At 72.0% G+C, this 26,491-nt stretch carries 24 protein-coding genes; 7 read left to right on the top strand and 17 right to left on the bottom strand.

The annotated features are described in order from the left end of the window. Nucleotides 1–60 precede the first annotated feature (60 nt). Nucleotides 61–1,581, bottom strand: coding sequence for an MFS transporter (locus VFG42_RS15600; RefSeq protein ID WP_324909665.1), 1,521 nt, complete (start codon nucleotides 1,579–1,581; stop codon nucleotides 61–63). 97 nt (nucleotides 1,582–1,678) lie between these two features. On the opposite strand from VFG42_RS15600, the gene VFG42_RS15595 reads away from it, so the two are divergent. From VFG42_RS15595 to VFG42_RS15580, 4 genes are all read left to right on the top strand, one after another. Further along, nucleotides 1,679–2,635 (top strand): YafY family protein, encoded by a 957-nt coding sequence (locus VFG42_RS15595; RefSeq protein WP_324909664.1) that lies wholly within the window; start codon nucleotides 1,679–1,681, stop codon nucleotides 2,633–2,635. Nucleotides 2,636–2,663: 28 nt separating this feature from the next. After that, on the top strand, nucleotides 2,664–3,080 hold the full coding sequence (locus VFG42_RS15590) for a hypothetical protein (RefSeq protein ID WP_324909663.1): 417 nt from the start codon (nucleotides 2,664–2,666) through the stop codon (nucleotides 3,078–3,080). 2 nt (nucleotides 3,081–3,082) lie between these two features. Continuing rightward, the gene (locus VFG42_RS15585; RefSeq protein ID WP_324909662.1) at nucleotides 3,083–3,649 is read left to right on the top strand and encodes a PIN domain-containing protein; all 567 of its coding nucleotides are present in this window, start codon (nucleotides 3,083–3,085) and stop codon (nucleotides 3,647–3,649) included. 415 nt (nucleotides 3,650–4,064) lie between these two features. Then, nucleotides 4,065–4,499 carry a hypothetical protein gene (locus VFG42_RS15580; RefSeq protein WP_324909661.1) on the top strand — a complete coding sequence of 145 codons (435 nt, stop codon included), beginning with the start codon at nucleotides 4,065–4,067 and terminating at the stop codon, nucleotides 4,497–4,499. 219 nt (nucleotides 4,500–4,718) lie between these two features. Here the strand turns inward: VFG42_RS15580 and rpmA are convergent, their stop codons facing one another. The 9 genes from rpmA to VFG42_RS15535 all read right to left on the bottom strand — a co-directional run bounded on the left by rpmA (nucleotide 4,719) and on the right by VFG42_RS15535 (nucleotide 15,306). Then, complete coding sequence (gene rpmA, locus VFG42_RS15575) at nucleotides 4,719–4,985, bottom strand: 50S ribosomal protein L27 (RefSeq protein WP_324909660.1); 267 nt, start codon at nucleotides 4,983–4,985, stop codon at nucleotides 4,719–4,721. Nucleotides 4,986–4,996: 11 nt separating this feature from the next. Next, a complete protein-coding gene (gene rplU / locus VFG42_RS15570; RefSeq protein ID WP_324909659.1) occupies nucleotides 4,997–5,302 on the bottom strand; it encodes a 50S ribosomal protein L21 in 306 nt (101 codons plus the stop codon). A 9-nt stretch (nucleotides 5,303–5,311) separates the two neighbouring features. Continuing rightward, nucleotides 5,312–7,186 carry an Rne/Rng family ribonuclease gene (locus tag VFG42_RS15565; protein WP_324909658.1) on the bottom strand — a complete coding sequence of 625 codons (1,875 nt, stop codon included), beginning with the start codon at nucleotides 7,184–7,186 and terminating at the stop codon, nucleotides 5,312–5,314. A 74-nt stretch (nucleotides 7,187–7,260) separates the two neighbouring features. Beyond that, complete coding sequence (gene rodA / locus VFG42_RS15560; RefSeq protein WP_324909657.1) at nucleotides 7,261–8,466, bottom strand: rod shape-determining protein RodA; 1,206 nt, start codon at nucleotides 8,464–8,466, stop codon at nucleotides 7,261–7,263. Next, on the bottom strand, nucleotides 8,463–10,517 hold the full coding sequence (locus tag VFG42_RS15555) for a penicillin-binding transpeptidase domain-containing protein (protein ID WP_324909656.1): 2,055 nt from the start codon (nucleotides 10,515–10,517) through the stop codon (nucleotides 8,463–8,465). The genes rodA and VFG42_RS15555 overlap by 4 nt, the downstream gene beginning before the upstream one ends. Continuing rightward, complete coding sequence (mreD, locus tag VFG42_RS15550; RefSeq protein WP_324909655.1) at nucleotides 10,517–11,083, bottom strand: rod shape-determining protein MreD; 567 nt, start codon at nucleotides 11,081–11,083, stop codon at nucleotides 10,517–10,519. The genes VFG42_RS15555 and mreD overlap by 1 nt, the downstream gene beginning before the upstream one ends. Further along, complete coding sequence (gene mreC, locus VFG42_RS15545) at nucleotides 11,083–11,973, bottom strand: rod shape-determining protein MreC (RefSeq protein ID WP_324909654.1); 891 nt, start codon at nucleotides 11,971–11,973, stop codon at nucleotides 11,083–11,085. The genes mreD and mreC overlap by 1 nt, the downstream gene beginning before the upstream one ends. 39 nt (nucleotides 11,974–12,012) lie before the next feature. Next, nucleotides 12,013–13,062, bottom strand: coding sequence for a rod shape-determining protein (locus VFG42_RS15540; RefSeq protein ID WP_324909653.1), 1,050 nt, complete (start codon nucleotides 13,060–13,062; stop codon nucleotides 12,013–12,015). 222 nt (nucleotides 13,063–13,284) lie between these two features. Then, complete coding sequence (locus VFG42_RS15535; RefSeq protein ID WP_324909652.1) at nucleotides 13,285–15,306, bottom strand: FG-GAP-like repeat-containing protein; 2,022 nt, start codon at nucleotides 15,304–15,306, stop codon at nucleotides 13,285–13,287. 111 nt (nucleotides 15,307–15,417) lie between these two features. Between VFG42_RS15535 and VFG42_RS15530 the strand changes: the two genes are divergently transcribed. After that, nucleotides 15,418–16,140 (top strand): hypothetical protein, encoded by a 723-nt coding sequence (locus VFG42_RS15530; RefSeq protein WP_324909651.1) that lies wholly within the window; start codon nucleotides 15,418–15,420, stop codon nucleotides 16,138–16,140. A 190-nt stretch (nucleotides 16,141–16,330) separates the two neighbouring features. Here VFG42_RS15530 and VFG42_RS15525 read toward each other — a convergent pair whose 3' ends face one another. The 6 genes from VFG42_RS15525 to VFG42_RS15500 all read right to left on the bottom strand — a co-directional run bounded on the left by VFG42_RS15525 (nucleotide 16,331) and on the right by VFG42_RS15500 (nucleotide 22,698). Continuing rightward, complete coding sequence (locus VFG42_RS15525; RefSeq protein WP_324909650.1) at nucleotides 16,331–16,765, bottom strand: hypothetical protein; 435 nt, start codon at nucleotides 16,763–16,765, stop codon at nucleotides 16,331–16,333. A gap of 318 nt (nucleotides 16,766–17,083) precedes the next feature. Further along, nucleotides 17,084–17,734 (bottom strand): Maf family protein, encoded by a 651-nt coding sequence (locus tag VFG42_RS15520; protein ID WP_324909649.1) that lies wholly within the window; start codon nucleotides 17,732–17,734, stop codon nucleotides 17,084–17,086. 10 nt (nucleotides 17,735–17,744) lie between these two features. Next, complete coding sequence (gene ndk / locus VFG42_RS15515; protein WP_324909648.1) at nucleotides 17,745–18,149, bottom strand: nucleoside-diphosphate kinase; 405 nt, start codon at nucleotides 18,147–18,149, stop codon at nucleotides 17,745–17,747. Between the two features lie 109 nt (nucleotides 18,150–18,258). Then, complete coding sequence (locus VFG42_RS15510; RefSeq protein ID WP_324909647.1) at nucleotides 18,259–18,789, bottom strand: zinc ribbon domain-containing protein; 531 nt, start codon at nucleotides 18,787–18,789, stop codon at nucleotides 18,259–18,261. A 132-nt stretch (nucleotides 18,790–18,921) separates the two neighbouring features. Then, entirely contained in the window at nucleotides 18,922–20,178 is a 1,257-nt protein-coding gene (locus VFG42_RS15505; protein ID WP_324909646.1) for a folylpolyglutamate synthase/dihydrofolate synthase family protein, read from the bottom strand. A gap of 3 nt (nucleotides 20,179–20,181) precedes the next feature. Next, a complete protein-coding gene (locus VFG42_RS15500; protein ID WP_324909645.1) occupies nucleotides 20,182–22,698 on the bottom strand; it encodes a valine--tRNA ligase in 2,517 nt (838 codons plus the stop codon). 84 nt (nucleotides 22,699–22,782) lie between these two features. On the opposite strand from VFG42_RS15500, the gene VFG42_RS15495 reads away from it, so the two are divergent. Together VFG42_RS15495 and VFG42_RS15490 are read left to right on the top strand one after the other, a co-directional pair. Further along, nucleotides 22,783–23,556, top strand: coding sequence for a methyltransferase domain-containing protein (locus VFG42_RS15495; protein ID WP_324909644.1), 774 nt, complete (start codon nucleotides 22,783–22,785; stop codon nucleotides 23,554–23,556). Between the two features lie 29 nt (nucleotides 23,557–23,585). Next, nucleotides 23,586–24,410, top strand: coding sequence for a class I SAM-dependent methyltransferase (locus tag VFG42_RS15490; protein WP_324909643.1), 825 nt, complete (start codon nucleotides 23,586–23,588; stop codon nucleotides 24,408–24,410). On the opposite strand, the gene VFG42_RS15485 is transcribed toward VFG42_RS15490, so the two are convergent. Beyond that, complete coding sequence (locus tag VFG42_RS15485; RefSeq protein WP_324909642.1) at nucleotides 24,407–26,491, bottom strand: xanthine dehydrogenase family protein molybdopterin-binding subunit; 2,085 nt, start codon at nucleotides 26,489–26,491, stop codon at nucleotides 24,407–24,409. The two genes, VFG42_RS15490 and VFG42_RS15485, sit on opposite strands and share 4 nt — an antisense overlap.

The following is a 26,491-nucleotide window of genomic DNA, read 5'->3' as shown; positions in this document are numbered from 1 at the left end:
TGCGGCCGCGCCCCGCGGTGCGTCGGGGGAGGTGTCGGAGGGGTCAGAGGAGGTGGTGGCTCAGTGCGCCGCGCCGCCCTCGGCGCGCGCGTGGCGCGGCAGCCACGCGACGGTGACCGCCGCGACGGCCAGCAGGCCGACGCCGACCAGCAGCGCGTGATCGGCGGCGCCGACGAACGCGGCCGGGCCGTGGGCGGAGCCGACGACGTCGAACAGGACCGTGCCGACGACGGCGATCCCGATCGACATGCCGAGCTGCTGGATCGACTCCAGCAGGCCCGACGCGGAGCCGAGCTGGTGGGGCTGCACGCCGGCGAGCACGACGTCGAACATCGGCATGAAGATCATGCCCATGCCGAAGCCGGTGAGCGTGAGCGGCGCGGCGGTCTCCCAGGCGCTGAGGTCGGCGCCCTGCGCGCGGAGGACGAGGTCGGTGACGACCAGGCCCGCCGCCATCGTGGTCAGGCCGATCCACAGCACCGTCCGGCCGAGCTTGCCGACGAGGACCGCCGAGGCGATCGAGCCGCCGATCGCGGCCAGCGGGATCGCGGCGGTCGCGACGCCGCAGGCCAGCGGCGAGAAGCCGAGGCCGTTCTGGAACATTACGTTGAGCGACAGGACCATCCCGCCCATCGCGCCGATGAACGTCGCCACGAGCGCGAGGCCGCTGACGTACGGGCGGCGGCGCAGCAGCGACGGCTCGACCAAGGTGGTGTGGTCGTTGCGGTGGCGCCGGGCCTGGAGGGCCGCGAAGGCGGCCAGCAGCGCGAGGCCGCCGATCGGCATCGCGACGCACCACGCCGGCCAGCCGAGCTCACGGCCCTCGACGAGCGGGTAGACGATCGCGAAGCCGCCGGCCATGGCGAGCAGGACGCTCGGGAGGTCGAGGCGGCCGCCGGGCGCGACCGGCTTCGTGCGGGGCAGCGCGGCGCGGCCGACGAGCAGCGCGCCGAGGCCGACCGGGACGTTGATGAGGAAGATCGCGCGCCAGCCGGTGCCCAAGATGTCCGCGTCGACGATCGCGCCGCCGAGCAGCGGTCCGGCGACCGCGCCCAGGCCCATCACCGGGCCGAAGATCGAGAACGCGCGCTGCTGGCCCTCGTCGCCGAACAGCTCGCGGATGAGCCCGAAGCACTGCGGGACCATCAGCGCCGCGGCCAGGCCCTGCAGGGCTCGCGCGCCGATCAGCGCGTCGGGCGACGGCGCGAGCGCGCACAGGACCGAGACGAAGGTGAACGCGGCCATGCCGCCGAGCAGGACGTTGCGCCGGCCGAGCAGGTCACCGAGGCGGCCGCCGAGCAGGAGGCCGGTGGCCATCGCGAGCGTGTAGGCGGCGGTCACCCACTCGATCGTGGCGTAGGAACCGCCGAGGTCGACGCGGATCGCGGGCGCGGCGGTCTGGGCGATCGTCGCGTCGAGGAGGTCCATGACCGAGGCGGCCAGGACGACGGCGAAGCCGGTCCAGACGGCGCGGGAGGCGGGCCCGGCCTTCGCTTCGGGCGCGGCGTCGGCCGCGGCGACGCCGGCCGCGGTGGCAGGCGCGGCGAGCGGGGCGGGCGGTTCGAGGGTCGTGGAGGTCATGGCCGGGAGCCTTTCGCGGCATGCGGTCAACTTCTGTCCGCATGGGTTCTTATGCGGTCAACTTGAGTCCGCATCGTCTGGCACCATCCGCGGCACGATGGTTCAGACCTCCGCACGCCTGCTGGCCCTGCTGTCGCTGCTGCAGACGCGGCGCGAGTGGAGCGGCCCCGAGCTCGCCGACCGCCTCGAGGTCGGTCCCCGCACGATCCGCCGCGACGTCGAGAAGCTGCGGTCGCTCGGCTACCCGATCGAGGCCGCGCCGGGCATCGCCGGCGGCTACCGGTTGGGCGCCGGCGCCGAGCTGCCGCCGTTGTTGTTGGACGACGCCGAGGCGATCGCCGTCGCCGTCGGCCTGCGGTCGACCGCCGCCGGCTCGATCGCGGGCATGGAGGAGACGGCGATCCGGACGCTCGCCAAGCTGGAGCAGGTGCTGCCGGAGCGGTTGCGTCGTCGCGTGCGCGCGCTGGGCGACGCCACGAGCGCCTTCGCGGTCGACGGCCCGCGGATCGACGCGGACATGTTGGCGATCATCGCCGGCGCCTGCCGCGACGGCGACCGGCTGCGGTTCGCTTACCGCGCCAAGGACGACGCCTCGACCCGCCGCACCGTCGAGCCCGCCGCGATCGTCCACACCGGCTACCGCTGGTACCTGGTCGCCTGGGACCTCGACCGCGACGACTGGCGCACCTTCCGCGTCGACCGCATCGCCGGCCGCGTCGGGACCGCCGGCCGCGGCGTCCGCCGCGAGGTCCCCGGCGGCGACCCCGCCGCCTACGTCCGCCGCGCCATCCGGGCCCAGGACGCCGAAGCGGTCCGGGGGCGCGTGCGGTTGTCCGCGCCCGCGCCGCTGATGGAGCGCCGCGTGCCGCGCCGCTACGCGACCGTCGAGCCCGACGGCGAGGACCACTGCATCGTCACCACGACCGAGGGCTGGTCCCAGCAGTTCGTGGTGTGGATGGCGACGCTGGACGTCCCACTCGAGGTCCTGGGCCCGCCGGAGCTGGCCGAGACGGCGCAGGCGATCGGGCGGCGGCTGGTGGCGACGCCCGCCTAGGTGCCACACCCAGTGTTACACTCGACGCATGCCGTCCCCCCACTCCCGGGTCGGGCTCGTCGTCGACGAACCCATGGAGCGCACCCTCGACTGGCTCGCCTCCCGGCGGCCCGAGGATCCTGCCCGCGCCAGCGTCGCGCGGCGCGCGGTGTTCGAAGGAGCGGTACTCGAAGCCATGCTTCGCGAGCTGACCGTCGATGGCGCTCTCGCCCTCGAGGCGCCGAGGGTCGTGGCCGCCTTCCTCCGCGTCATCGACGGGCTCGATCTCCCCGCAGACGTCCTCGCGGCCGTGCGATCGCAACTGGACAACGCCGGCGCCGCCCAACAACGGGAGCTGCGCCGCGCCCGTCAGCGAGCGCTGCTGCTCAGCGGCGCGCCGGCCGACGGCCCGACCGCGCAGGACATCATCGACAGCATCGAGACCCTCGACGATCCCTTCGCCTGATCGTGCGCTGGCTGGTCGACACCTCCGCCTGGTCACGGCGGCGGATTCCCGAGGTCGCAGCGCAACTCGCCGCGCTGCTCGACGAAGCCCCAGACAACGAGCTCGCCCTCTCCGGGCCGGTCCTCCTTGAGCTTCTGACCGAGCCGCAAGGCGCCAACGTCGCCACCACCGAGACGACGCTCCGCGAAGCAGCCGAGATCCTCGCCCCGGACGACGAGACCATCCGCCTCGCAGCGCAGATGATGGCCAACCTCGCGCAGGCCGGCACGGACTTCCACCGCCGCCCGATCGCCGACCTCCTGACCGCCGCGCTGGCGCACCAACACGACTGCGGCCTCGTCCACGTCGACAGCGACTTCGAGCTCATCGCCCAACATGGTGGCCTTGCCTTCACGCAGCGCCGTCTAGAACTGCCAGAAAGCAACGGTGCGCCGCATCCCGCAACGTCGCAACGAGCGCTCAAGCGTGAGCTGCACCAACTCCTTCACCAACTGCCGATCAACACGGCCGAGACTCTCCTGAAGCAAGCGATCGTCGACGCCCAGCGGCACGTCGCCGACAACAGCTAGTTCATCACGCAGGTCGCTTCGACGGCCCACCGAGCCCGCTCCCCTTGCTCGTAGAGCTGGGTCAGGTACGACATACCGTTGACCACTAGGGTTCTATGTCAATGAGCGAAGCCGATAGAAGGGCCTTGCTGACAGGCGAGCAAGTCGTAGGCCAGTTAGGGCGAGCGAGAGCAGATACTGAGCAACCACTACAAATTTTGGCCTCTGGTATGAGCGCACGCGGGGCGGGGCGTCCTTCCGAGGACCTTGGCTAGCACGGGCGCGTTCCTTAGCGGCAAGCGGTTCCGTGTAAGAAGCGAAGCGTCTCGCCGACCGTCCGCCCCAGCCCCTAGAGTCGCACCGCAGTAACATCATTAACTATATCGCCCCCGCGTCGCACCAACGACCGGGGGCATGGCCCAAGGAGATAGGCTCCATGAGCACCAAGCAGCGTATTGACGCGTGCGTCGTCAGCGTCGACTCGTCGACGGCGGATGTCCTTCGACAGCAGACGCTGGTCACCCTCGAAGCGAATCACTACTTCTTCGAGGAGATCCTCAACTTCGGTTCCGAAGCGCAGCAGGCGCTCGCGCAGCGGTATCGCGACGCGTTCGCGGTGATGGATGCGGTTGGGTGGCGGCGGCCGGAGAAGCCGCCGGAGACGGTGGATGTGCCGATCACGGCGGGGCATGCGGAGCAGCTGTTCACGCGGCGGTATGAGCTGGGGCACGGGAACATCGATCGCCTGGCCGTTCGTGACGCGGAGCCGGACGAGCGGGTGCGGGCGGAGATCGATGCGGCGATCGCGGTGGATCGGGAGGCGGCGGTCGTCCTCGACCGTCTCGGAGCCCGGGTCCGCGTGGGCCTCTGACCGCCCTGCAGGGTGCGTTGGTCGAGTTGACGGCCATTGTGCCTGGTCAACGCGACCCTGGCGTGAGGCCCGCTCCGGCCGGGTCGGTCCGTGTCGTCTCGTGGTGAATAGATCACCACGAGGCGACACGCATCGGCATGGGCGGGCGCGTGCGGCTTGAACGACAACGACCGCCCCCAAAGGGGCGGCCGTCGCACAGCAGCTGGTGGCGAAGCGGGCCTAGGCGGCCGCGTCGCCCTCGGGCAGGATCGACACGACGCGCCCGCGGCGCCCCGTGCGGAAGTCGACGACGCCCGCGCTGCGCGCGTAGAGCGTGTCGTCCTTGCCCATGCCGACGCCCTCGCCGGCCTTGAAGCGGGAGCCGCGCTGGCGGACGATGATCTCGCCGCCGGTCACGGTCTGGCCGGCGAAGACCTTCACGCCCAGGAACTGGGGGTTCGAGTCGCGGCCGTTCTTGGAGGAGCCGAGGCCCTTCTTATGTGCCATTCCGTTCTCCTCTAGCCCTTCGTGATCTTCGTCACCCGGATGCGGGTGAGCTCCTGGCGGTGGCCCGCACGGCGGCGGTAGCCGCGCTTGGGCTTGAACTTGTTGACGCGGAGCTTCGGGCCGCGGATGTGCTCGACGACCTCGGCGGCCACGGAGGCCTTGCCGAGCTTGTCGCCGAACAGGGCCTCGTCACCCGCCAGCAGAAGGGGCTCGAGATCCAGCTTGGCGCCGGCATCGCCAGGCAGCCGCTCGACGAGGAGGGTCTGGCCCTCTTCGACGCGGTACTGCTTGCCGCCGGTCTTGACGATCGCGTACATGTCAGTCTCTTACTCGGAAGTTGCCTCGGCCTTGGCAGCCGAACGGCGCCGTCCGCCTCTGCGGCCGCGGCGCCGAGGCTTGGATTCTAGCGACTCCTCGCCGGAACCGCCGTCCGACGACCCGGAGGCCCCGCCGGCCTCCTCGGGCTGGTCCTCGGCGTCGAGCAGCGTGGCGACCGCGGCGGTCCTCCCCGCCTCCTCTATCCGGACCAGCTTCTTGGTCCCGACGTACCGTCCGCCGTTGACGACGCTGATGATGTAGCCGTCGATCTTGGCCACCGCATCGTCGACCTCGTACATGTGGGGCTCGACGATGTTGACCAGCACCTCGTCGCCCTCCTTGAACGGGATCGCGCGCTCCTCGATCTCCTGCGACGAGCCCTCCTGGACGATCGCGAAGTGATCCAGCGGCAGGCCCTCGGAGCCCTCGAAGTGGAAGACCTTGCCGGTCTCGTCCTCCAGCGCGTGCAGCACGCGGGCGCCGTCGCCGGTGAACTTGGACGACACGCGCGGGTTGACCTGGACCAGGAAGGCCTCGGTCCCGCGCTTGGCGCGCGAGGCGATCTCGCGCAGCTGGCGCTCGAACTCGATCGCGATCGTGTCCTCGCTCTTGATGACGCCCTCGCCGTGGCACGTCGGGCACGGGCGGGACATGATCTCCCGCACGCCCTCGGTCACGTTCTGGCGCGTCATCTCGACCAGGCCCAGCTTCGAGATCTCGGCCGTGAACGTCTTGGTTCGATCCTCGTCCAGCGCCTTGCGCAGCGTCTTCAGCACCGCGTCGCGGTTCTTCGCGCGCGCCATGTCGATGAAGTCGATGACGATGATCCCGCCGATGTCGCGCAGCCGCAGCTGGCGGACGACCTCGTCGGCCGCCTCCAGGTTCGTGCGCGTGATCGTGTCCTCCAGCCGGGCCTGCTTGCCGCGGCCGACGAACGACCCCGAGTTGACGTCGATGACCGTCAGCGCCTCGGCGTAGTCGATCAGCAGGTAGCCACCGGACGGCAGGTCGATGCGCTTGGACATCAGGCCGTCGATGACCTTCTCGACGTCCCAGGCCTCGAACAGCGGCTTGGACTCCTGCCACAGCTCGACGCGGTCGACCAGCTCCGGCGCGGTGCGCGAGAAGAACGACACCAGCCGGTGGTGCTGCTTCTCGTCGTCGACGATCGCCTTCTCGAAGTCCGCGCTGAAGATGTCGCGCACCACGCGAACGCTCAGGTCCGCCTCCTGGAAGACCATCGACGGCGCCGGGGACTCCGCGACGCGCTTCTCCAGCACCTCGTGCAGCTTGAAGAGGTACTGCAGCTCGCGCTCGAAGTCCGCCCGCTTGGCGCCGTGCGCCGCCGTGCGGACGATCGCGCCGCCACCGTGCAGGTCGAGGCCCTTGGCCTCGCGCCGCAGCCGGTCGCGCTCCTTGTCGTCCAACCGCTTCGACACCCCGACGCCCTCGCCGGTCGGCGTGTACACCATGTACCGCCCGGCGATCGTCAGGTCCATCGACAGCCGCGCGCCCTTGGTCTTCAGCGGGTCCTTGACGACCTGCACGACGACTTCCTGGCCGGGCTTGAGCAGCTCGCCGATCGACTTGCCCTTGGAGCCGACGCGCCCACGGCGCGCCACCTCGACGCCCGGGATGACGATCTCGTCCACGTGCAGGAAGCCGTTCTTGTCGAGGCCGATGTCGACGAAGGCGGCCTCGAGGCCGGGCAGGACGTTGTCGACCTTGCCCTTGTAGATGTTGCCGACGATCGAGCGGTTGCCGCGGCGCTCCAGGTAGAGCTCGGCGACCCGCCATCCGTCGGTGGGCTTGGCGCTCTTGGCGCGCCCGCGGCCGGAGCCGCCGCTGCCGCCCTTGGCGGTCGGCGCTCCAGTCGCTTCCATCAGCGCCACGCGGGTCTCCCCGCGGTCCACGCTGACGAGCACTTGCTTTCTCACGATTTCAGGTCCTTACCAATTCAGTGGCTCATGATGCGCCCCTTCATGGCTGCCGAGCTGCGTCCGTGGACGTAGATCGACTGAAGGAGGCCGATGGCCAAGAGGGTGGACATCACCGAGGATCCGCCGTAGCTCATGAGCGGCAGCGGGATGCCGGTGATGGGCATGATCCCGAGGGTCATGCCGACGTTCACGAAGACCTGGAAGAGCAGCATCGCCACGATGCCGCCGGCCATCAACGCGCCGAACAGGTCTTTCGCCATGGTCAAGATGCGCAACCCGCGCCAGATCAGCAGCGCGTAGAGGGACAGCACGAGCGCCGATCCCACGAACCCGTAGCGCTCCCCCACGACCGACTGGATGAAGTCGGTGTGGTGCTCGGGCAGGAAGTTGTCGTTCGTCTGGGTTGCGTGGTCGCCGCGGCCGGTCTTCTGACCGGAGCCGATGGCGATGAGGGATTGGTGCTGCTGGTAGCCCTCCTGGCTGGTGTCCGCGGAGGGATGGAGGAACGACGTCAGCCGGTCCTTCTGGTACCCGTGGAGGACCTCCACCCCCGCGGCGGGAGCGGCGACCAGCACGATGCTGATCGCGACCGCGCCGAGCGCGACGAGCGCCAGGAAGTGGCGGACCGGGGTACCGGCGAAGAAGAGGATGGCCAGCGAGATCGCGCCGTAGACCAGCGCCGACCCGAGGTCGGGCTGGACCATCACGAACGCCGCCGGGATCAAGGCCAGCAACATGATCCGGGCCGTGCTGTCGCGCTCGTTGATCCGCCGCGCGCGCTCGGCCGCGAAGGCGGCCAGCACGATGACGACGATCACCTTGCCGAGCTCGGAGGCCTGGAACTGGAACGGGCCGAGGGGGATCGACCGCTGGGCGCCCTTGGCGGTGGCGCCCATCACCTTGACGGCGAAGATCGACACCATCAAGAAGCCGTAGAAGTACCAGCGCGCGGCGCGCAGCCGCGCGTAGTCGAGCTTCACCAGCGCCAGCGACAGGACGCCGCCGGCGATGAAGAAGATCAGCTGGCGCTTGAAGTAGTAGCGGGGGTCGCCGGCGATGTCGTCGGCCGTCGACGCCCGGATCGTGATCAGCGAGCAGATCGCCAGCCCGACGACGCCGAGCACGAGCACGACGTCGAACGGCAGCGCCATGCCCTGCGGCCGGACGCGGTCGCGCGGGGGCGCGTCGTCGACGTCGCGCAGCGGTGTCGAGGCGGCGCTCACCGGTCGGTCGACTCCCCGCGCACGAGCTTGGCGTGGACGCCGAACCACTTGGACATGATCAGCCGGACCGCCGGGGCCGCGGCCGCGGCGCCGAAGCCGCCCTTCTCGATCGTCGCGACGACGACGATCGGCTTCTTGTCCGGGGTGTGGTCGTAGGAGTAGCCGACGTACCAGGACTGGTCCCGCTGGCCGTTGCGCTCCGCGGTGCCCGTCTTGCCGTAGATCGGGTACTTGTCCTTCGGCCAGTCGTCGGCCCACACGGCCTGCGACGTGCCCTTGTCCTTGTTGGCCGCGGCGAACAGGCCGTCCAGGATCGTGGTGCGCCAGGACGGGTTGATGTCCACCTTGCGGCGCGACGGCTTGTCGATCGGCTCGGTCACGCCCGTGGCGATGTTCTCGATCGACGCGCCGAGGTGCGGCGTGATGACGCGCCCGTTGTCGATGATCGTCGAGTAGGCGACGGCCATCTGCAGCGGCGTGGCCTGCAGGCCGCCCTGGCCGACGGCGAAGTTCGCCTCGTCGCCCGGGTTCCACGAGGAGTCCAGGAACGCGATCCCGCAGGACTTGACGTGGCGCTTCTTGCGGCACGCCCGCTCGGCGTCCTGCAGCTTGACGACCGCCTCGGCGCTCGGGATCGAGCCGCCGGCCTCGTAGGGCAGGTCGACGCCGGTCGGGCGCGCGACGCCGAGCTTGTGGGCCCACTTCTGCAGGTACTCGCCGGTGTGGTCGTAGAGCTTCAGACCCAGGTTGTAGTAGTAGGTGTCCGACGACACCTGCAGCGCCTGGGCCATCGTGATCGTGCCGTAGGGCGTCTTGCCGGCGTTGCACTTGACGTCGAGCTGGCGCGCGCCGACCTTCAGGCAGCCCTCGTCGTTGAACGGCGTGGTCGGCGTGATCACGCCGGCGGCCAGCGCGGCCAGCGACGTGATCGGCTTGAAGATCGAGCCGGTCGGATACGCGCTCTCGTCGGCGCGGTTGATCAGCGGATGCTCGGTGGACGCGTCGACGAACTTGGCCTTGTAGGCCGCGGTCGTCGAGTAGCGGCCCGGCATCGCGTCCAGCGGGTTGTAGCTCGGGCTGGAGCCCATCGCGTAGATCGCGCCGGTCTGCGGGTTCAGCGCGACGAACGCGCCCGGCAGCCCGCCGCCGGCGTCCCGCAGCGCGGCCTCCCCCGCGGCCTGCAGCTTCGAGTCCAGCGTCAGCTTCAGCGTCCGCCCCTGCTTGGGCTGCCGCGCGGTGACCGCGCGACGGCGCTCGCCGGCCGCGTTGACCTCGATGCGGTACTCGCCGTCGGTGCCGCGCAGCGCCTTGTCGTACTCGTACTCCAGGCCGGTCTTGCCGACGTCGGTGCCGCCGGGGACGTTCTTGAAGTGCGGGGACTTCAGCTCGGTCTTGCTGATCTGGCCGAGCGTGCCCAGCAGCTGCGCCGCCATCTCCTTGGCCGGGTACTTGCGGACGTAGACCTCCTCGACGGTCACGCCGCGGAACATCTCCTGGCGCTCCTGGATGTAGTTGCGCTGGGAGGTCGGGATGTCGGTCTTGACGCGCACGTTGGCGTACGGGACCTGGAGGATCGACGAGACCACGCGCTCGTTGATCGTCTTCCAGCCCATGTTCAGGACGCGGGCGAGCCGCTGGTAGCGCGCCTTGAGGTCGCCGACGGCCATCGGCATCGGCGGCCGCGGGCCCTGGTGGCCCTTGGGCTTCTTGGACCGCGCGGTCATCAGCTGGCCGTAGTTGGCGATGTCGGTGCGCATCGTGGCGTCGATCGACGCCGGGTTGATCGCCACGACCGTCGCCTTGCGGTTGTCGACGAGCGTGACGCCGCTGGCGTCGACGATCGTCCCGCGCGGCGCGTCGATGCGCTGGGTCCGGACGCGGTTGTCGCGCGCCTGCGCGAGGTACTTGTCGCCGTCCAGCACCTGCAGGTACCAGAGCCGGAAGAAGATGATCCCGAAGAGCGCGAACGCGATCACGCCCGCGCCGGCCACGCGGACCGCGAGCTGCGGGTTGATCGGCGGACGCCGGTCGTTGGCGGGATCGAGCGGCATCAGGCGCGCGAGAGCGGCGAGAGGCCGCCGGTCGTGTAGGCCCGCCGCCGGCGGCGGCGCGGGTCGTCGGGCAGCGCCGGGCCGAGGCAGCGGCGGATGAGCGCGAACACCGGCACCGCGATGATCGCGTTGAAGACGATCGTCGCGAGGATCACGCGCAGCAGCAGGAAGCTGACCGGCGCGTCGATGCCCAGCATGAAGTTCATGAGGCCGTAGCCGAACGTCGTGATCGCGGTCGCGACCGCGCCGACGATCATCGGGACGACCGTCGCCTGCGGGTCGCGCAGCTCGCGCAGGCGCCCGGCGCCGTAGCCCGCGATCACGCACACCAGCGAGGTCAGCCCCAGCGTCTGGACCAGCGCGGCGTCGAAGAACAGGCCGACGAAGAAGCCGAACAGCGCGCCGGTGATCGACCCGCACATCAGCCCGACGGCGGCGACGGCCAGCGGCGTCAGGTCGGCGGTCGCGCCGAAGAGCACGACCTGCGAGACGGCCGCGACCTGCAGGATCACCACGGCGAGGCCGAGCAGCACCAATCGGACGATGAGCTGGGGCGAGACGACCATCAGCGGTTGTGGTCCACCTTCTCGGTCAGGACTTGCACGAACTGGACGCGACGGAGGTCCACGAACGGCCGCAGGTGCGGCGTCTGATCGGCGGCGCCCTGGTCGTCGACCCGGGTGATCCGCCCGATCGGGAGATCCGGAGGGTAGACGGAGTCGAGCTCGCTCGTCTTCGAGACGGTGCCCGCGGTGACCACGGTCTGCCCCGTCGCGGGCGTGTCGTCCTTGGCCACGTAGTCGAGGATCAGGTCGCGCGGGTTGCCCGGCGAGGGCTTGACGACGCCCATCGCGCTGCCGGTGACCGTGCGCGCCGCGACCGCGACCGTCGAGTCGGTGATGAGGCGGATGACCGCGGTGCCGGCGGCGGCCTGGTCGACGCGGCCGATCAGGCCGGTGTCCTGGCCGCCCTTGCCGTCGGAGGCGATGACCGGCATGCCCGCGCGGATGCCCGACGAGGAGCCCTTGTCGATCGTGATCTTCGCGTACCAGAGCGTCGGCGACTGGCCGATCACGCGGGCGGTCTTGGGTCCGTAGAGCGCCATGTCGGTCACCGCGGCGTCGAGGCCGAGGGTCTTGCGCAGCTGCGCGTTCTCGCGCGTGGCGGACGCGTTGCGCGTGGCGATCGTGCGCCACTGGTCGCGCTCCTTGCGCGCCTCCTGCAGGTCGCCCTTGGCCGAGACGGTGTCGCCGACCCACCCGAACAGGTCCTGGACGGGCTTGAGCGCGCGGCTGGCGCCCTCCTGGATCGGGGAGACGACCTCGAGGATGCCGCGCTGCACGTGGTGCAGCGCGCCGCCGCCCGGCTCGCGGAAGTACGCCGTGAGGAGGATCAGGGAGCTGACGACGAGGGCCCCGAGGACCGCTCGGCGCCGTCGCACCGTCTTGTCGTACATGTCGTACGGGGCTCCAAAGCTTGGTCTCCTGGCGCGGCGCTAACGCGGCCTGCGCCGGCTCCTTGAGTTCTTGTTCGTCCGGTGGATCACCTCGAACTCCTCGAGCGAGCGGCCCGACCCGACCGCGACGCACGTCAGGGGCGACTCGGCCAGATGGGAGGGCATCTGCGTCTCCTCCCGCAGGCGCTCGTCGAGCCCCTGGAGGAGCGAGCCGCCGCCCGCCAGCATGATGCCGCGATCCATGATGTCGGATGCGAGCTCCGGAGGTGTCCGGTCCAACGTCTCCTTGACCGCGTCGATGATCTGCGACAGGGGCTCCTCGAGCGCCTGGCGGATCTCCTCGCTGGTCAGCACGACGGTCTTCGGCAGGCCCGACACCATGTCGCGCCCGCGGATCTCGGCCTGGACCTCTTCGTCCATCGGGTAGGCCGAGCCGATCTCCAGCTTGACCTCCTCGGCGGTCTGCTGGCCGATCAACAGCTTGTACTCGCGCTTGGCGTAGTTGATGATCGCCTCGTCCAGCTCGTCCCCGCCGACGCGGATCGACTGGCTGACGACGATGCCGCCGAGCGAGATCACGGCGACCTCGGAGGTGCCGCCGCCGATGTCGACGATCATCGAGCCGGTCGGCTCGCCGACCGGCAGGCCGGCGCCGATCGCGGCGGCCATCGGCTCCTCGATCAGGTACGCCTGGCGGGCGCCCGCCGAGAGGCAGGCCTCCTCCACCGCGCGCTTCTCCACACCGGTCACGCCCGACGGGACGCAGACGACGACGCGGGGATGCGCCCAGCGGTTCTGGTGCACCTTCTGGATGAAGTGGCGCAGCATCTCCTCGGTCACGTCGAAGTCGGCGATGACGCCGTCCTTCAGCGGCCGGATGGCCTGGATCGTGCCGGGCGTGCGGCCGAGCATGCGCTTGGCCTCGATGCCGACGGCGTGCACCTCCCCCGTCCGCGAGTCGATCGCGACGACCGAGGGCTCGGAGAGGACGATGCCGCGGCCACGCACGTAGACGAGCGTGTTGGCCGTTCCGAGGTCGACCGCCATGTCGCGGCCACCGAAGCCGGTGAGGTAGCTGAAGAAGCCCATGCGGGAGGAAGCGCGGGCGGCCTGGCTGGATGCAGAGCGCCCCGCGGGGGTGCGGGGCGTACGGGCGAGGCCGCGAGCCGCAGTGTAGCGGAGCACCCGGCCATGCCGGTTGTCACGAATGCCTCATTGCAACGGGCGAAAACGCTGCAAAACCCAAGCGCGGTGTTCCGGAAACCTAGACGGTCGGGGCGAAATCGACCGCGGTCGGTCGCGTGCCGACCATCAGCGCTTGATGGTCAGGGTCACCGACCGGCGTGCGGCACGGCCGTCGGCGGCCACGGCGTAGACGTCGAGGCGGTAGGTGCCCGCCGGCGCGGCCTTCCTGCCGAGCTTCCCGTCCCAGGCGATCGTGTTGCGGCCCTCGGTCGCGGAGGCGCGGAGGAGGTCGACGGTCCTGCCGCCGTGCTTGACCCTGAGGATGACCTTCGCCGCCCGGCCGAGGGCGAGGCCGACCGCGACCTTCGCGCCACGCTTGGCCGTGAGCTTCGAATGGCTCAGGGTCAGGATGAGCCTTGTGGTTTTCCTGGGGGTCGCCGGGGTCGCGGCGACGGCGGGCTTGGGGGCCGCCGGGACGGGCGTCGTGACCGCGGGCTGGGTGACGGTGGTGGTGGCGGCGGCGGTCGTGGTGGTCGCGGTCGGCGTCGCCGGGTCGGTGGTCGGGTCGGGGTCGGTCGCCGCGTCGGGGTCGGTCGTCGTCGTGGTGTCCGTGGCGTCGTCGCCGGCGGTGGCGGTGGCGGTCGCGCTCAGCGGCACGTCGAAGTGGTCGCCGCCGGCGAGCCGCAGGCGCAGCGTGGCCTCGCGCGATCCCGCCGCCGAGGGCGAGAAGCGCAGGCGGACCGTGCACGAGGCGTCGCCGCCGGACGCGACGCTCGCGCCGGTGCAGGTGTCGCCGGTGACCAGGAAGTCGTCGGGGGCGTCGCCGGCCGTCCGCACGCCGGTGACGCGCAGGCGCGCCGAGCCGGTCGGGTTGGTGATCGCGATCGTCCGCGCCGGGCCGGTCGTGCCGACGGCCTGCGCGGCGAACGGCGCGGAGAGCGCGCCGGCCGGCGCGGGCGCGCCGACGTTGCGCAGGACCGAGACCGTGTCGCCCGTGGCGTCGGCGGTCGCCAGGTCGTCCTGGCCGTCGCCGTCGAGGTCGGCGACGACCGGCGAGCGCGGCCCGGCGCCCGCGACCGCCCAGGTCGGCGTGCCGAAGCCGCCGGCGCCGTCGCCAGGCAGGACGCCGACCAGGCCGGTGAGGCCGTCGGTGATCACGGCGTCGACGTGGCCGTCGCCGTTGAGGTCGCCGGTGGCCAGGCCCGTGCCGGAGGCCAGGCCGTCGACCAGGACGCTGGACGCGGTCAGGTTCCCGGCGCCGTCGTTGCGCAGGACGGTCAGGACGTCGGAGGAGCCGTCGAGGACGAGGCCGTCGAGGTCGCCGTCGCCGTCGACGTCGGCCAGCGCGACGGCCACGGGGTCGGCGCCGACCGCGACGGGCGTGCCGGGGCTGAGCGAGAGCCCCGCGCCCGTGGCCACCCACGCGCTCCCGGCGCCGGCGTTGGCGGAGACCACCAGCGCGTCGGGCGCGCCGTCGCCGGTGAGGTCGCCGACGGCGAGGCCGCGAGCCAGCATCGTGCCGCTCGCGCCGACCGAGCCGACGGCGGTCAGGCCGGAGGCGGTCTGCTCGACGATCCCGAGCTGCTCGCCCGCGACCGCCGTGGTCGAGGCGCTCAGCGCGTCGAGGTCGCCGTCGCCGTCGAGGTCGGCCAGCGCGACGCCGGCCAGCTCCTGGCCCGGGACCGCGACCGAGCCGCCGGCGTTGAGCGCGCCGGTGCCGTCGCCGGCCAGCGGGACCAGCTCGTCGTCGTCGGTCGTGCCCGAGCCGATCGCGGCCAGGACGTCGTCCCGGCCGTCGCCGTTGAGGTCGCCGGTGGCCAGCGCGCCGACGCCGCCGGCGGTGGCGCCGAGGCCGAACGGGCTGCCCAGCGGGGTCGCGAACCCGCCGTTGCCGGTGTTGCGCAGCACCGAGACCATGCCGGTGCCGCCGTTGGCCGAGCCCGCGACGAGGTCGGGGCGGCCGTCGCCGTCGAGGTCGGCGACCGCCAGCGCGCGTGGGTCGGTGACGCCGGCGCCGAGGCCGAACGCGGCCCGGGCGCCGATCGCGGGGGCGCCGCCGGTGGCGGCGTGGGCGACGGCGGGCGCAAGCGCGGCGGTCGCGCAGGTGCAGGCGCAGGCGAGCAGGGCAAGACGGCGAGCGGCGAACATCCGTCCCGGGTGATCGGCCGCGCGCGCCGGGCCTTCAGCGCGGGGCCGCAGGTGTGGAAGGTCGAGCCCTAGGTGTGGGATCACGGGTGCGCGCCGCCCGTTTCGGAGGACATGCGCTCCCGAATCGCCCTGCTGATCGTCCTCCTGGCCGCCGTGACGGCCGCCCTGCCGGCGTCCGGCGCCGGCGCGGCCGACACCCACGCGCCCAAGGGCGCCCGCCTGGACTGGCTGCCGACCAGCGAATGGGTGATGTCGGCGTGGATGCCCTTCGACGAGGCCCGGCTCGACACCGTGGTCAAGACCGACCACGACCAGTTGGTGACCTGGCTGGACGACCACCGGACGCTCTTGGATCTCGCCCACGCCCACGGCGTCACCGGGAGCGCCTCGGCACTCGCCCACCGGCTGGTGGCACCGCGCCTCCCTCACGTCTCGCGCGCGATGCGCCCGGTGCTCGAGCGTCGCGCCCGCGACATGCTCACCCAGGCCCACCTGAGCCGCCACGTGATCTTCCACGTCTTCCACACGCCCGCGATCCCCGAACACGCCCGCGCGATCTTCGGGATGTCCCCCGCCCGCTTCCGCTCGCTACGCGACTCCGGGATCTCCCCGATCGCGATCGGCGCCAAGGCCGGCAAGTCCCCCGCCCACGTACGCGGTGCCCTCTGGTCGCTGCTGGTCGCCCGAGCCGACCGCGGCGTCGCCGCCGGCGCGATGTCCCGCGTCGAGGCCGACCACCTGCTGACCGAGCAGAAGGCCCAGCTCGCGGTGTACGTCAACCGCTCCTTCCGGACGCCGGAGCAGCAGGTGGCGTTCCTGTGCCGCCCGCACTAGGTGGCTTGCGGTCCTCTCGGGCTCGTGCGTTCCGGCGTGGGTGGATGACCGCCGGTCTTCACGGGCCTGGGCTGCCGCCGAGTGGGCTCGGCCCTCGCCGGCGGGAACGCGGGTCACTGCCGACGTCCCATGGACGTTGGCAGTGACCCGGATCCCCCGTGGTGGCGTGCCGCAGGCGTGGGCGGGTGGCTCAGAAGGCCGCGGCGGCTCGGGCGACGAGGCGGTCGAGCGCGATCGCGGCGGCTCGGTCGACGTCGATCGCCTCATCGATCTCGGCGCGCACCACCGGATCGCTCTCGGCGTCGCGCCTGGCGAGGCGGTCGAGGTTGGTGTGACCCAGCTCGTAGCGGCACGTCAGCAACTGCTCGGCCAGGCCGGGCGTGATCGGCACGTCCACCGACGCGGGCGGAACATCGGGCCGGGCCCAGCCGACGGCGTCCAGGACCGCGAAGGCGTCGCGGTAGCGCACCGACAACGCGAACTGCGCCGCCGGACCGAACGACAGGATCTCCTCGAAGAAGTGATGGTTGGCTTCGAGGACGACCAACGCCTGCCGACGCAGCACATCGGCGGTGGACGGATCGACGCCGACGATCGCGACGCCATTACGCTTGACAGCGCTCATGGAGATTCAGCTCCTTGGGCCATGCCCCCGGTCGTTGGCGCGACGCGGGGGCGATTTCGTTGATGATGATGTTGCTCAGGAGAGCCTAGCGGTGGGGGCGGACGACCGCACGCGGCAGCTCAGGCCCGTGAAGGTCGCTGCATCGATGACCCGGCGGGGAACGGAGTCCGCAGCGCGGCCTCCGATGCCACGGCGCCCCGCGCCAACCGCCCGCACCACCGTCCCAGCCACACAAACCCACCACCCCACACCCACCCGCCACCCGAGCGCGAGGCGCAGAGACCCGTCCGGGTCGCGATGCGGCGACCATCCAGACGCTCAGGAGCCCCCGAACTCCTCCACCAACCCCGGGAACAACTCCAACAACGCCGCCACCGGCAGCCCGACCACGTTGAGGTAGTCGCCCACCACGCGCTTGACGAGCACGGCCCCACGGCCCTGGATCGCGTAGCCGCCGGCGCGACCGTTCCACTCGCCGGTCGAGATGTACCACTCGATCGTGCGGTCGTCGAGGTCGCGGAAGGTGACCTCGGTGATCTCGGTGGCCGCGCGCACGTCGCCGTGCTGGACGACCGCCAGCCCGCTGACGACCTCGTGCGTGCGACCGGACAGGTGGCGCAGCGTCGCGCGGGCGGCGGCCTCGTCGGCCGGCTTGCCCCAGATGTCCACGCCGTCGGTCGCGACCAGCGTGTCGCAGCCGATCACCACGTCGTCCCGCGCGCCCGCCGCCACCGCCAGCGCCTTGCGCAAGGCGTTCTCGGAGGCGACGACGCGCGGCGCGCCCTCGTCCTCCTCGGCGACGTCGGAGGCGCGGACGTCGAAGTCCAGCCCGAGGTCGCCGAGGATCGCGCGGCGCTGAGGCGAGCCGCTGGCGAGGACGAGCCGGGGCTTCCGCTCGCCCGGAGGGCTCGCGGAAGCCGTGCGGGAACTCGCCTGGCGGCTCGCTCCCGCGCCCCCGCGTGCCGCCATCGTCTCGGTCCTACAGCTCGGGGAACCAGATCCCGATCTCGCGGGCGGCCGACTCGTCGGAGTCCGAGCCGTGCACGAGGTTCTGGCCGACCTCGATGGCGAAGTCGCCGCGGATCGAGCCGGTCGCGGCCTCCAGCGGGTTCGTCGCGCCGATCAGCTGGCGGGAGGCCTTGACGACGTCGTCGCCCTCGAGCACCGCGGCGACCAGCGGGGCCGACGTGATGAAGTCGACGAGCTCGCCGAAGAACGGGCGCTCCTTGTGCTCCGCGTAGTGCGTCTCAGCGGTCTCGCGCGACGTGTTGACGAGCTTGAGGGCGGCGATCTTCAGGCCCTTGCGCTCGAAGCGGGCCAGGATCTCGCCGGTGAGGCCACGCGAGAACGCGTCGGGCTTGACGAGGATGAGGGTCCGGGACAACGGTGGTGCTCCTAGATGGTTTCGAGGTGAATTCAGGCGCGGGAACGAGCGCCGAGCGCGAGCGTCCCGCAACGGGAACGCGCGCCGTCAGGCGAGCGCTCCCGGGACTCTACGAGCCCGACTCGCTCGTCGCAGGCTGCTGCTCCAGGTCGCCGGACGTCCGACGACGGCGGCGCCGCGGCTGCGGCGTGACGCCCGGGATCTCCGCCTCGCAGTACGGGCAGATCTTCCACGACGGGTCCAGCGGCTTGGCGCACGTGCCGCACGGGTCCTTGAGCTTGCGCAGGCAGTGCGGGCACCGCAGGAACTCGTCCTTGACCTCGTGGTCGCAGTGCGGGCACAGCAGGAAGCCGGCGCCGTGCAGCCGCGCCTCGGCGGCCTGCATCTCCAGCTCGCGCTCGCGGACGTCGTCGAGGAACTCCGGCGGGCGCACGATCATGTAGACGATCGTCCCGACGAACGGGAAGAGCGCCGCGGCCGTCGCGCACGCGATGAGCAGCGGATCTTCGATGCGCCGCCGCGCGTCCGCGAAGGTGTAGTAGATCAACGCCACGTAGATGACGGCCAGGAACAGCACGAGCAGCTTGACCGCCGTTTCCAGCGCGTCGCTGTGGATCCCGAAGACGTCTGCAAGGGGCATGTGCACGGAAAGGCTAAAGGAACAGGCGGCCAAACCCGTAGCCAATACCGAAGAAGATCAGGATCACCAGCGCCACGGACACGGCGACGACGGCGATCATGACGCCCACGCGCGGGCCGTCGTCCTCGTCCATCAGAGCGTGCTCCGCGCCGCGCCGGCCGGGCGCAGCAGGTCGGCGATGAGGTAGATCGAGCCGGTCGCCAGCGCGACGCCGTCCGGTCCGGCCAGCGTGCGGGCGCGCTCGAGCGCCGCGTGGGCCTCCCCCACGATCTCGACGTCGCCGCCGAAGTCGAGCTGGTGGCAGAGCGACGCCAGCGTCGCGGGCGGCAGCGCCCGCGGCGTCTGGGCGCGCGTCGTGACGACCGCGTCGCAGTGCGGCAGCAGGACGCGCAGCATCGCCGTCGCGTCCTTGTCGTCGAGCACCGCCAGGCAGGCGACGAGGCGGCGGCCCGCGACGAACTCCGGCAGCGCCTCGGCCAGGGCCTCCAGGCCGCCGGGGTTGTGGGCGCCGTCGAGCACCGTGTCCGGCCTCTGGGCGATGACCTCGAAGCGGCCCGGCACCAGCGTCGACGCCGCGGCGGCGATGACCGCCTCCGGATCAAGCCGGCGCCCGAGCGTCTTCAGGTAGGCGCGCGCGGACTCGGTCGCCTCGGCGAAGTTGCGCCGCTGGAACGCTCCGCGGGCGAGGATCTCCAGGCCGTTGCCGGGATCGGCGGGCGCCTCGACGAGCGTGGCGCCGCGCTCGCGCGCGATCTGCTCGGCCAGCACGCGCGCGTCGGGATGCAGGCCGGAGCCGATCACGAGCGTCGAGCCGGGCTCCAGCACGTCGAGCTTCTCGGTGGCGATCGCCGCGATCGTCGGGCCCAGCCAGCGCGTGTGCTCCAGCCCGACGTTGGTCAGCACGGAGACCCGCGACTGCAGGACGTTGGTCGCGTCGTAGCGCCCGCCGAGGCCGGCCTCGACGACCGCGACGTCGCACTCGGCGCGCGCGAAGTGGTCGAAGGCGGCGGCGGTGAGCAGCTCGAACTGGGTGACGTGGTCGTCGGGCGGCGCGGTGCGGTTGACCTTGTCGGCGGCGGCCGCGGCACGGGACACCGCGGCGACGAACTCGGCGCCGGTGACGTCCTGATCGTCGACCCGCACGCGCTCGGCGAACGAGACCAGGTGCGGCGACAGGTAGGCGCCCGTGCGCAGGCCGTGGCGCCGCAGGATCGCCGCGGTCATCCGCACCGTCGAGGACTTGCCGTTGGTCCCGACGACGTGCACCGCGCCGAAGCGCTCCTGCGGCGATCCCAGCGCGGTCAGCAGCCGCCGCATGCGGTCCAGCCCGAACCGCATGCCGAACAGCTCCAGCGAGAGCAGCAGGCGCTCGGCGTCGCGCAACTCCATGGGCTACAGCGCCTCCAGCTCGGCCTTCAGGCGCTCCAGCTTCTCGCGCTCGGCCGCGACGACGGCCTCCGGCGCCTTGGCGACGAAGCCCTCGTTGGACAGCTTGCCCTCGGCGCGCTTGATCTCGGCCCGCAGGGTCTGGCGCGCGGCGTCCTGGCGGGCGGCGGCCTCGGCGGGGTCGACGCCCTCCAGGAGCTCGATCAGCCCCGGCGTGACGTTGACGGTCGCGACCGGCTCGCCCTCGTCGGTCGGGGTCAGCCGGGCGAGGCGGCCGATCAGCGGCACGAGCCCGTCGAGGTCGACGAAGCGCGCCGCGAGGAAGCCGCCGGGCTTGATGCCGTTCTCGTCGCGGAAGCGGCGGACGTTCTGCACCGCGTTGATCACGCGCTCGACGTCGGCCTCGGCCTCGGCGTCGCGCGGCGCGGCGATCGGCTCGCGCACGTGGGCGGCCAGCAGGCCGGACGTGCCGGGCACGAACGGCCACAGCTCCTCGGTGACGAACGGGATGACCGGGTGCGCCAGCACGAGCGTCTCGCGCAACACGTAGGACAACGTGGCGGCCAGGTCATCGTCGAACTCGCGGCCCTTGATGAGCTCCAGGTACCAGTCGCACAGCTCGGCGTAGACGAAGTCATACAACCCGAGCGCGGCCTTGGAGAAGTCGAACTCGCCGATGCGCGCGTCGAAGTCCTCGCGGGCGGCGGCCAGGCGCGAGAGGATCCAGCGGTCCTCCACGGTCTGCGCTCGCGGCTCCGGGACCGTGTCCTCCGGGACGTTGCCGAGCACGAAGCGCGTGGCGTTGAACAGCTTGTTGGCCAGCGCCTGGCCCTGGGCGACCTTCTCCTCGCTGAAGCGCACGTCCTGCGTGGAGGACATGGCCAGCAGGCCGAAGCGCACGCCGTCGGCGCCGTGCTCCTCGATCAACTCCACCGGGTCGATGCCCGTACCCAAGGACTTCGACATCCGCCGCCCGTCCGGCGCCTGGATGACCGAGTGCACGTACACGTGCTCGAACGGGATGGCGCCCGGGAACTCCAGGCCCATCATCACCATGCGGGCGACCCACAGGAACAGGATGTCGCGCGCCGTCGAGAGGACGTCGGTGGGATAGAACGCGCGCAGCTCCGCCGTGTCCTCCGGCCAGCCGAGCGTGGCGAACGGCCAGAGCGCGCTGGAGAACCACGTGTCGAGCACGTCGGGATCGCGCTCCCAACCGTCGCCCTCGGGCGCCGTCGCGCCGACGTGCACCTCGTCCTCGCCGCGGTACCAGACCGGGATCTGATGGCCCCACCACAGCTGGCGCGAGATGCACCACGGACGGATGTTCTCCAACCAGTCGACGTAGCGGCGCGACTGCGACTCCGGGTGGATCTTCACGCGGCCGTCCTTGACGACCTCGATCGCCGGCGCGGCCAGCTCGTCCATCTTCATGAACCACTGCAGCGAGATCAGCGGCTCGATGCGCTTGCCGCTGCGGTGCGAGAACGGCACCGTGTGCAAGTAGGGGTCCTTGGCGCGCAGCGCGCCCGCGGCCTCGAGGTCGGCGACGACCTTGGCCTGCGCCTCCTCGACCGTCAGCCCCTCGTATTCGGGCACGAGGCCGGTCATGCGCCCGTCCTCGCCGATCGCGCTCAGCTCGGGCAGCCCGTGCTTGCGGCCGATCTCGAAGTCGTTGGGGTCGTGGCCGGGCGTGATCTTCAGGCAGCCGGTGCCGAAGTCGGTCTTGACGTACTCGTCGGCGATGATCGGCAGCTCGCGGCCGACCAACGGCAGGACCACCGTCTGGCCCACGAGGTCCTTGTAGCGCTCGTCGTCCGGGTGCACGGCGACCGCGACGTCGGCCAGCATCGTCTCCGGGCGCACGGTCGCGACGACGACCTCGCCGCTGCCGTCGGCCAGCGGGTAGGCGATCGAGTACAGCGTGTCGGTGACCTCGCGGTCCTCGACCTCCAGGTCGCTGATCGCCGAGCCGGAGCCCGGGTCCCAGTTGACCATGTAGTTGTCGCGGTAGATCCAGCCCTTGTTGTAGAGGTCGACGAAGACCTTCAACACGGCCTGGACGTACCGGTCGTCGAGCGTGAAGCGCTCCTCCTCGTAGTCCAGCGACGCGCCGAGCCGCTTGAACTGCTCGATGATCGTGCCGCCGAACTCCTCGCGCCACTCCCACGTCTTCTCGATGAACGCCTCGCGCCCGATCTCCTCGCGCGACGTGCCCTGGGACTTCAGCCGCTTCTCGACCTGCGTCTGCGTGGCGATGCCCGCGTGGTCGGTGCCGAGGATCCACTTCGCGCGGCGGCCCTGCTGGCGCGCGTTGCGGATCAGCGTGTCCTGGATCGAGCCGTTCAGCGCGTGCCCCATGTGCAACGCGCCGGTGACGTTGGGCGGCGGGATCGCGATCGAGAAGTTCTCGTCCGGCGTCCCTTCCGGCTCGGGGTGGAACAGCCCGGAGGTCAGCCAGCGCTCGATGATGCGCGGCTCCACCTCCGAGGGCTCGAAGCGCTTGCGGTCCTTCAGGCTCATGGAGGCTCGCAGTGTATGGGCGGCGGCGTCCGCACCGCATCTGCGATCTTGCACGCTTGTCTGCGATCACATACGGTGAAGGCCATGAGCACGCCACGAGGCCCCCGCGAGTGGGACGCGGGCGCCTATCACGACCTCGCCACCCCGCACCAGGCCTGGGGCGCGGCGATCCTCGACCGTCTGCCGCTGGACGGCGACGAGACCGTCCTGGACCTCGGCTGCGGCACCGGCCGGGTGACCGCCCAGCTGCTGGAGCGCCTCGGACCGGACGCGCGCGTGATCGGCGTCGACGGCTCGGCCCGGATGGTCCAGGACGCCGCGCGGCGCCTCGGCGGCGACCCGCGCGCCTCGTTCGTCCAGCAGGACCTGCTGGAGCTGGAGATCGCGCCGCCCGCCGACGCCGCGGTGTCGAGCGCCACGTTCCACTGGATCGAGGACCACGACACGCTCTTCGCGCGGATCCGCGGCGCGCTGCGGCCGGGCGCGCGGTTCGTGGCGCAGTGCGGCGGGCGCGGCAACGTCGCCAACGTCGTGCGCGCCACGCGGGAGGTCTCCGCCCGCGAGCCGTACGCGGAGCTCTTCGCCGGCTGGCCCGGGCCGTGGAACTACGCCGGGCCCGAGGAGACCGCCGAGCGGCTGGAGCGCGCGGGCTTCGCCGTGGAGCGCTGCTGGCTGGAGCCCTCGCCGCAGCGCCCCGAGCCGCTGCGCGACTTCCTGCGCACGGTCTCGCTGGGATCGCACCTGGAGCGCCTCCCGGCCGAGCTGCACGAGCCGTTCGTCGACGCCGTCGCCGTCGCGATGGAGCCCGACCCCGTCCACGACTACGTCCGCCTGAACATCGTCGCCGTCGCCGTCTGAGCCCGGATCCGGCAGGATCCCGCGCAGGGATGAACGACTTTGCGCACTTGAAGGACCGGATGAAGGACTTCTGGGCGCTCGGGGACTACGCCGAGGTCGCCAAGCGGTTCGTGCCGGCGGCGGAGAAGCTGGTCGCCGCCTGCGACGTCGGCGTCGGCGACCACGTGCTCGACGTCGCGGCCGGCGACGGGAACGTCGCGGTGGCGGCGGCCGGCACCGGCGCCCGGGTCACCGCGACGGACTTCGCGCCGCGGCTGCTGGAGCTCGGCCGCGAGCGGACCGCGGCGTTGGGCCTGGACATCCGCTGGGAGGAGGCCGACGCCGAGGCCCTCCCCTACCCCGACGGCACGTTCGACGTGACGACCTCGGCGTTCGGGCTGATGTTCGCGCCGCGACCGGAGGTGGCGATCGCCGAGGCGTTCCGGGTGACGCGCCCGGGCGGCGTCGTCGGCCTGACCGCGTGGACACCCGACGGCTTCACCGGGCAGATCACCGCGCTGATGGGCGAGTACCTGCCGGTGCCGATGGGCACCGACTCGCCCGTGGACTGGGGCATCGAGACGATCATGCGCCGGCGCCTGGCGCCGCACTCGTCCGGGCTGCGCGTCTCGCGCGGGACGATCGCCTGGGAGTTCGCGTCGCTGGAGCATGCCGTGGACTGGCAGGAGGACCGCTTCGGCGCGATGGTCGCCGCCCGCCGGGCGCTGCCCGACGACCGCTACGCCGAGCTGCGCGAGCGCTTCGTCGGGCTGATGGCCGAGTGGAACCGCGCCGGCGACGGCACGGTGCGGCTGCCGGCGGCCTACCTGCTCGTCGTGGCGCGGCGCGACCGCTGGACCGCGAGCGCCGTCTAGCTCAGCGTCAGCGCGCCGAGCACGCGGTCCAGGCGGATCGGCAGGTCGCGCACGCGGACGCCGCAGGCGTGGTGGACGGCGTTGGCGATCGCCGCGGCCGCGCCGGTGATCCCGATCTCGCCGATGCCCTTCGACCCCATCGGGTTGAGGTGCGGGTCCTCCTCGTCGACCCACGCGGCCTCCAGGTCCAGGATGTCGGCGTGGGCGGGCACGTGGTACTGGGCGAGGTCGTGGTTGACGAAGTCGCCCAGGTTGAGGTCCATGATCCCCTCCTCCATCAACGCCATGCCGATGCCCATCGTCATGCCGCCGAGGAACTGGGAGCGCGCGGTGCGCGGGTTGATGATCCGGCCCGCGGCGAAGACGCCGAGGTGGCGGCGGACGCGGACGACGCCGGTGCGCGGGTCGACGCCGACCTCGCAGAACTGCGCGCCGAACGCGTGGCGGGAGTAGGCCTCCTGGTTGGCGACGTCGTCGCTGCTGTCGCCGAAGCCCTCGGTCGCGTGCTCGCCCTTGGCCCGAAGATCGCGGGCGGCGAGGACGATCGCGGTGCCCCACGACGCGGTGCCCATCGAGCCGCCGGCCAGGCCGGCCTTCGGCAGCGCGCTGTCGCCCAGCTCCAACGTGACGTCGCCGACCGGCACCGCGAGCGCGTCGGCGGCGATCTGGGTCAGCGCCGTGCGCGCGCCGGTGCCGAGGTCGGTGGCGGCGATGCGCATGGTGTAGGTGTCGCCCTCGCGGGTCACGCGCGCGGTCGCCGGCGAGCGGTAGGCCGGGTAGGTCGACGCGGCCACGCCGGTGCCGACCAGCCACGGGCCGTCGCGCCGGACGCCGGGCGTGCGGTCCCGGGTCTCCGGATCCCAGCCGAAGCGCCGCGCGCCCTCGCGCAGGCAGGCGACGAGGTTGCGCGAGCTGAACGGGATGCCCTTCTCGGGATCGTGCTCCGGCTCGTTGCGGATCCGCAGCTCGATCGGGTCGAGGTCGGCGGCGATCGCCAGCTCGTCCATCGCGGACTCCAAGGCGTACATGCCGGGGCACTCGCCGGGCGCGCGCATCCACGACGGCGTGGGGACGTCGAGCCGGACGAGGCGATGGCGCGTGCGCCGGTTGCGCGCCGCGTACATGTGGCGCGTGGCGACGACGGTCTGCTCGGTGAACTCGCGCGTGCGCGAGGACTGCATGGTCGCGTCGTGGGCGATCGCGACGAGGCGGCCGTCGGCGTCGGCGCCGAGCGCGACGCGCTGGATCGTCGGCGTCCGGTAGCCGACGAACGCGAACATCTGCTGGCGGGTGATCGCGAGCTTGACCGGGCGGCCGACGGCGCGGGCGGCGACCGCGGCCAGCACGAGCTGCGGGCGCGGCGTGCCCTTGGAGCCGAAGCCGCCGCCGACGTGGTGGTTGACGACCCGGACGTGCTCGGGATCGACGTCGAGGGCCTGGGCCAGCGTGTCGCGCGCGGTCGCGGCGCCCTGGTTGGAGTCGTGGACCGTGAGGTCGTCGCCGTCCCAGCGCGCCAGCGAGGCGTGCGGCTCCATCGCGTTGTTGTGCTCGGCGGGCGTCGTGTAGACGCGGTCGACGCGGACGGCGGCGTGCGCGAGCGCGTCGATCGGGTCGCCCTGCTCGGCGGCGCCCGGGAAGCCGGCGTTGGCCTGCTCCGGCACGTAGGCATTGGGATCGTCGGCGTCGAGGATCACGCTGTGCGGCGTCGGCGCGATCTCGACGGCGACGTGCGCGGCGGCCTCGCGGGCGTTCTCGAGGCTGTCGGCGACGACCAGCGCGACGATCTGCCCGCGGTAGTGGACCTCGGGGTCCTGCAACACGTACAACTCGGGGTCGTCGAGCTTGGCCAGCGGCGGCGCGTTCTCGTGGGTGAGGACGTCGAGCACGCCGGGCGCGGCGGCGGCGCGAGCGGTGTCGATGCGCGCGATGCGCCCGCGGGCGGCCGCGGCCTGCACGATCCAGGCGTAGGCGACGTCGTCGGCCTCGTGCTCGACGGCGTAGCGGGCGGCGCCGGTGACCTTGTCGCGGCCCTCGACGCGGGCCAGCGGGGCGCCGACGGCGGCGGGCGCGGTCCCGGCCAT

It is taken from the genome of Baekduia sp., from assembly GCF_035685985.1.
In the GTDB taxonomy this organism is placed as follows: Bacteria; Actinomycetota; Thermoleophilia; order Solirubrobacterales; family Solirubrobacteraceae; genus Baekduia.
Note: the sequence above shows the minus strand (reverse complement) of the source record. Positions and strands in the feature narration are given on the sequence as shown.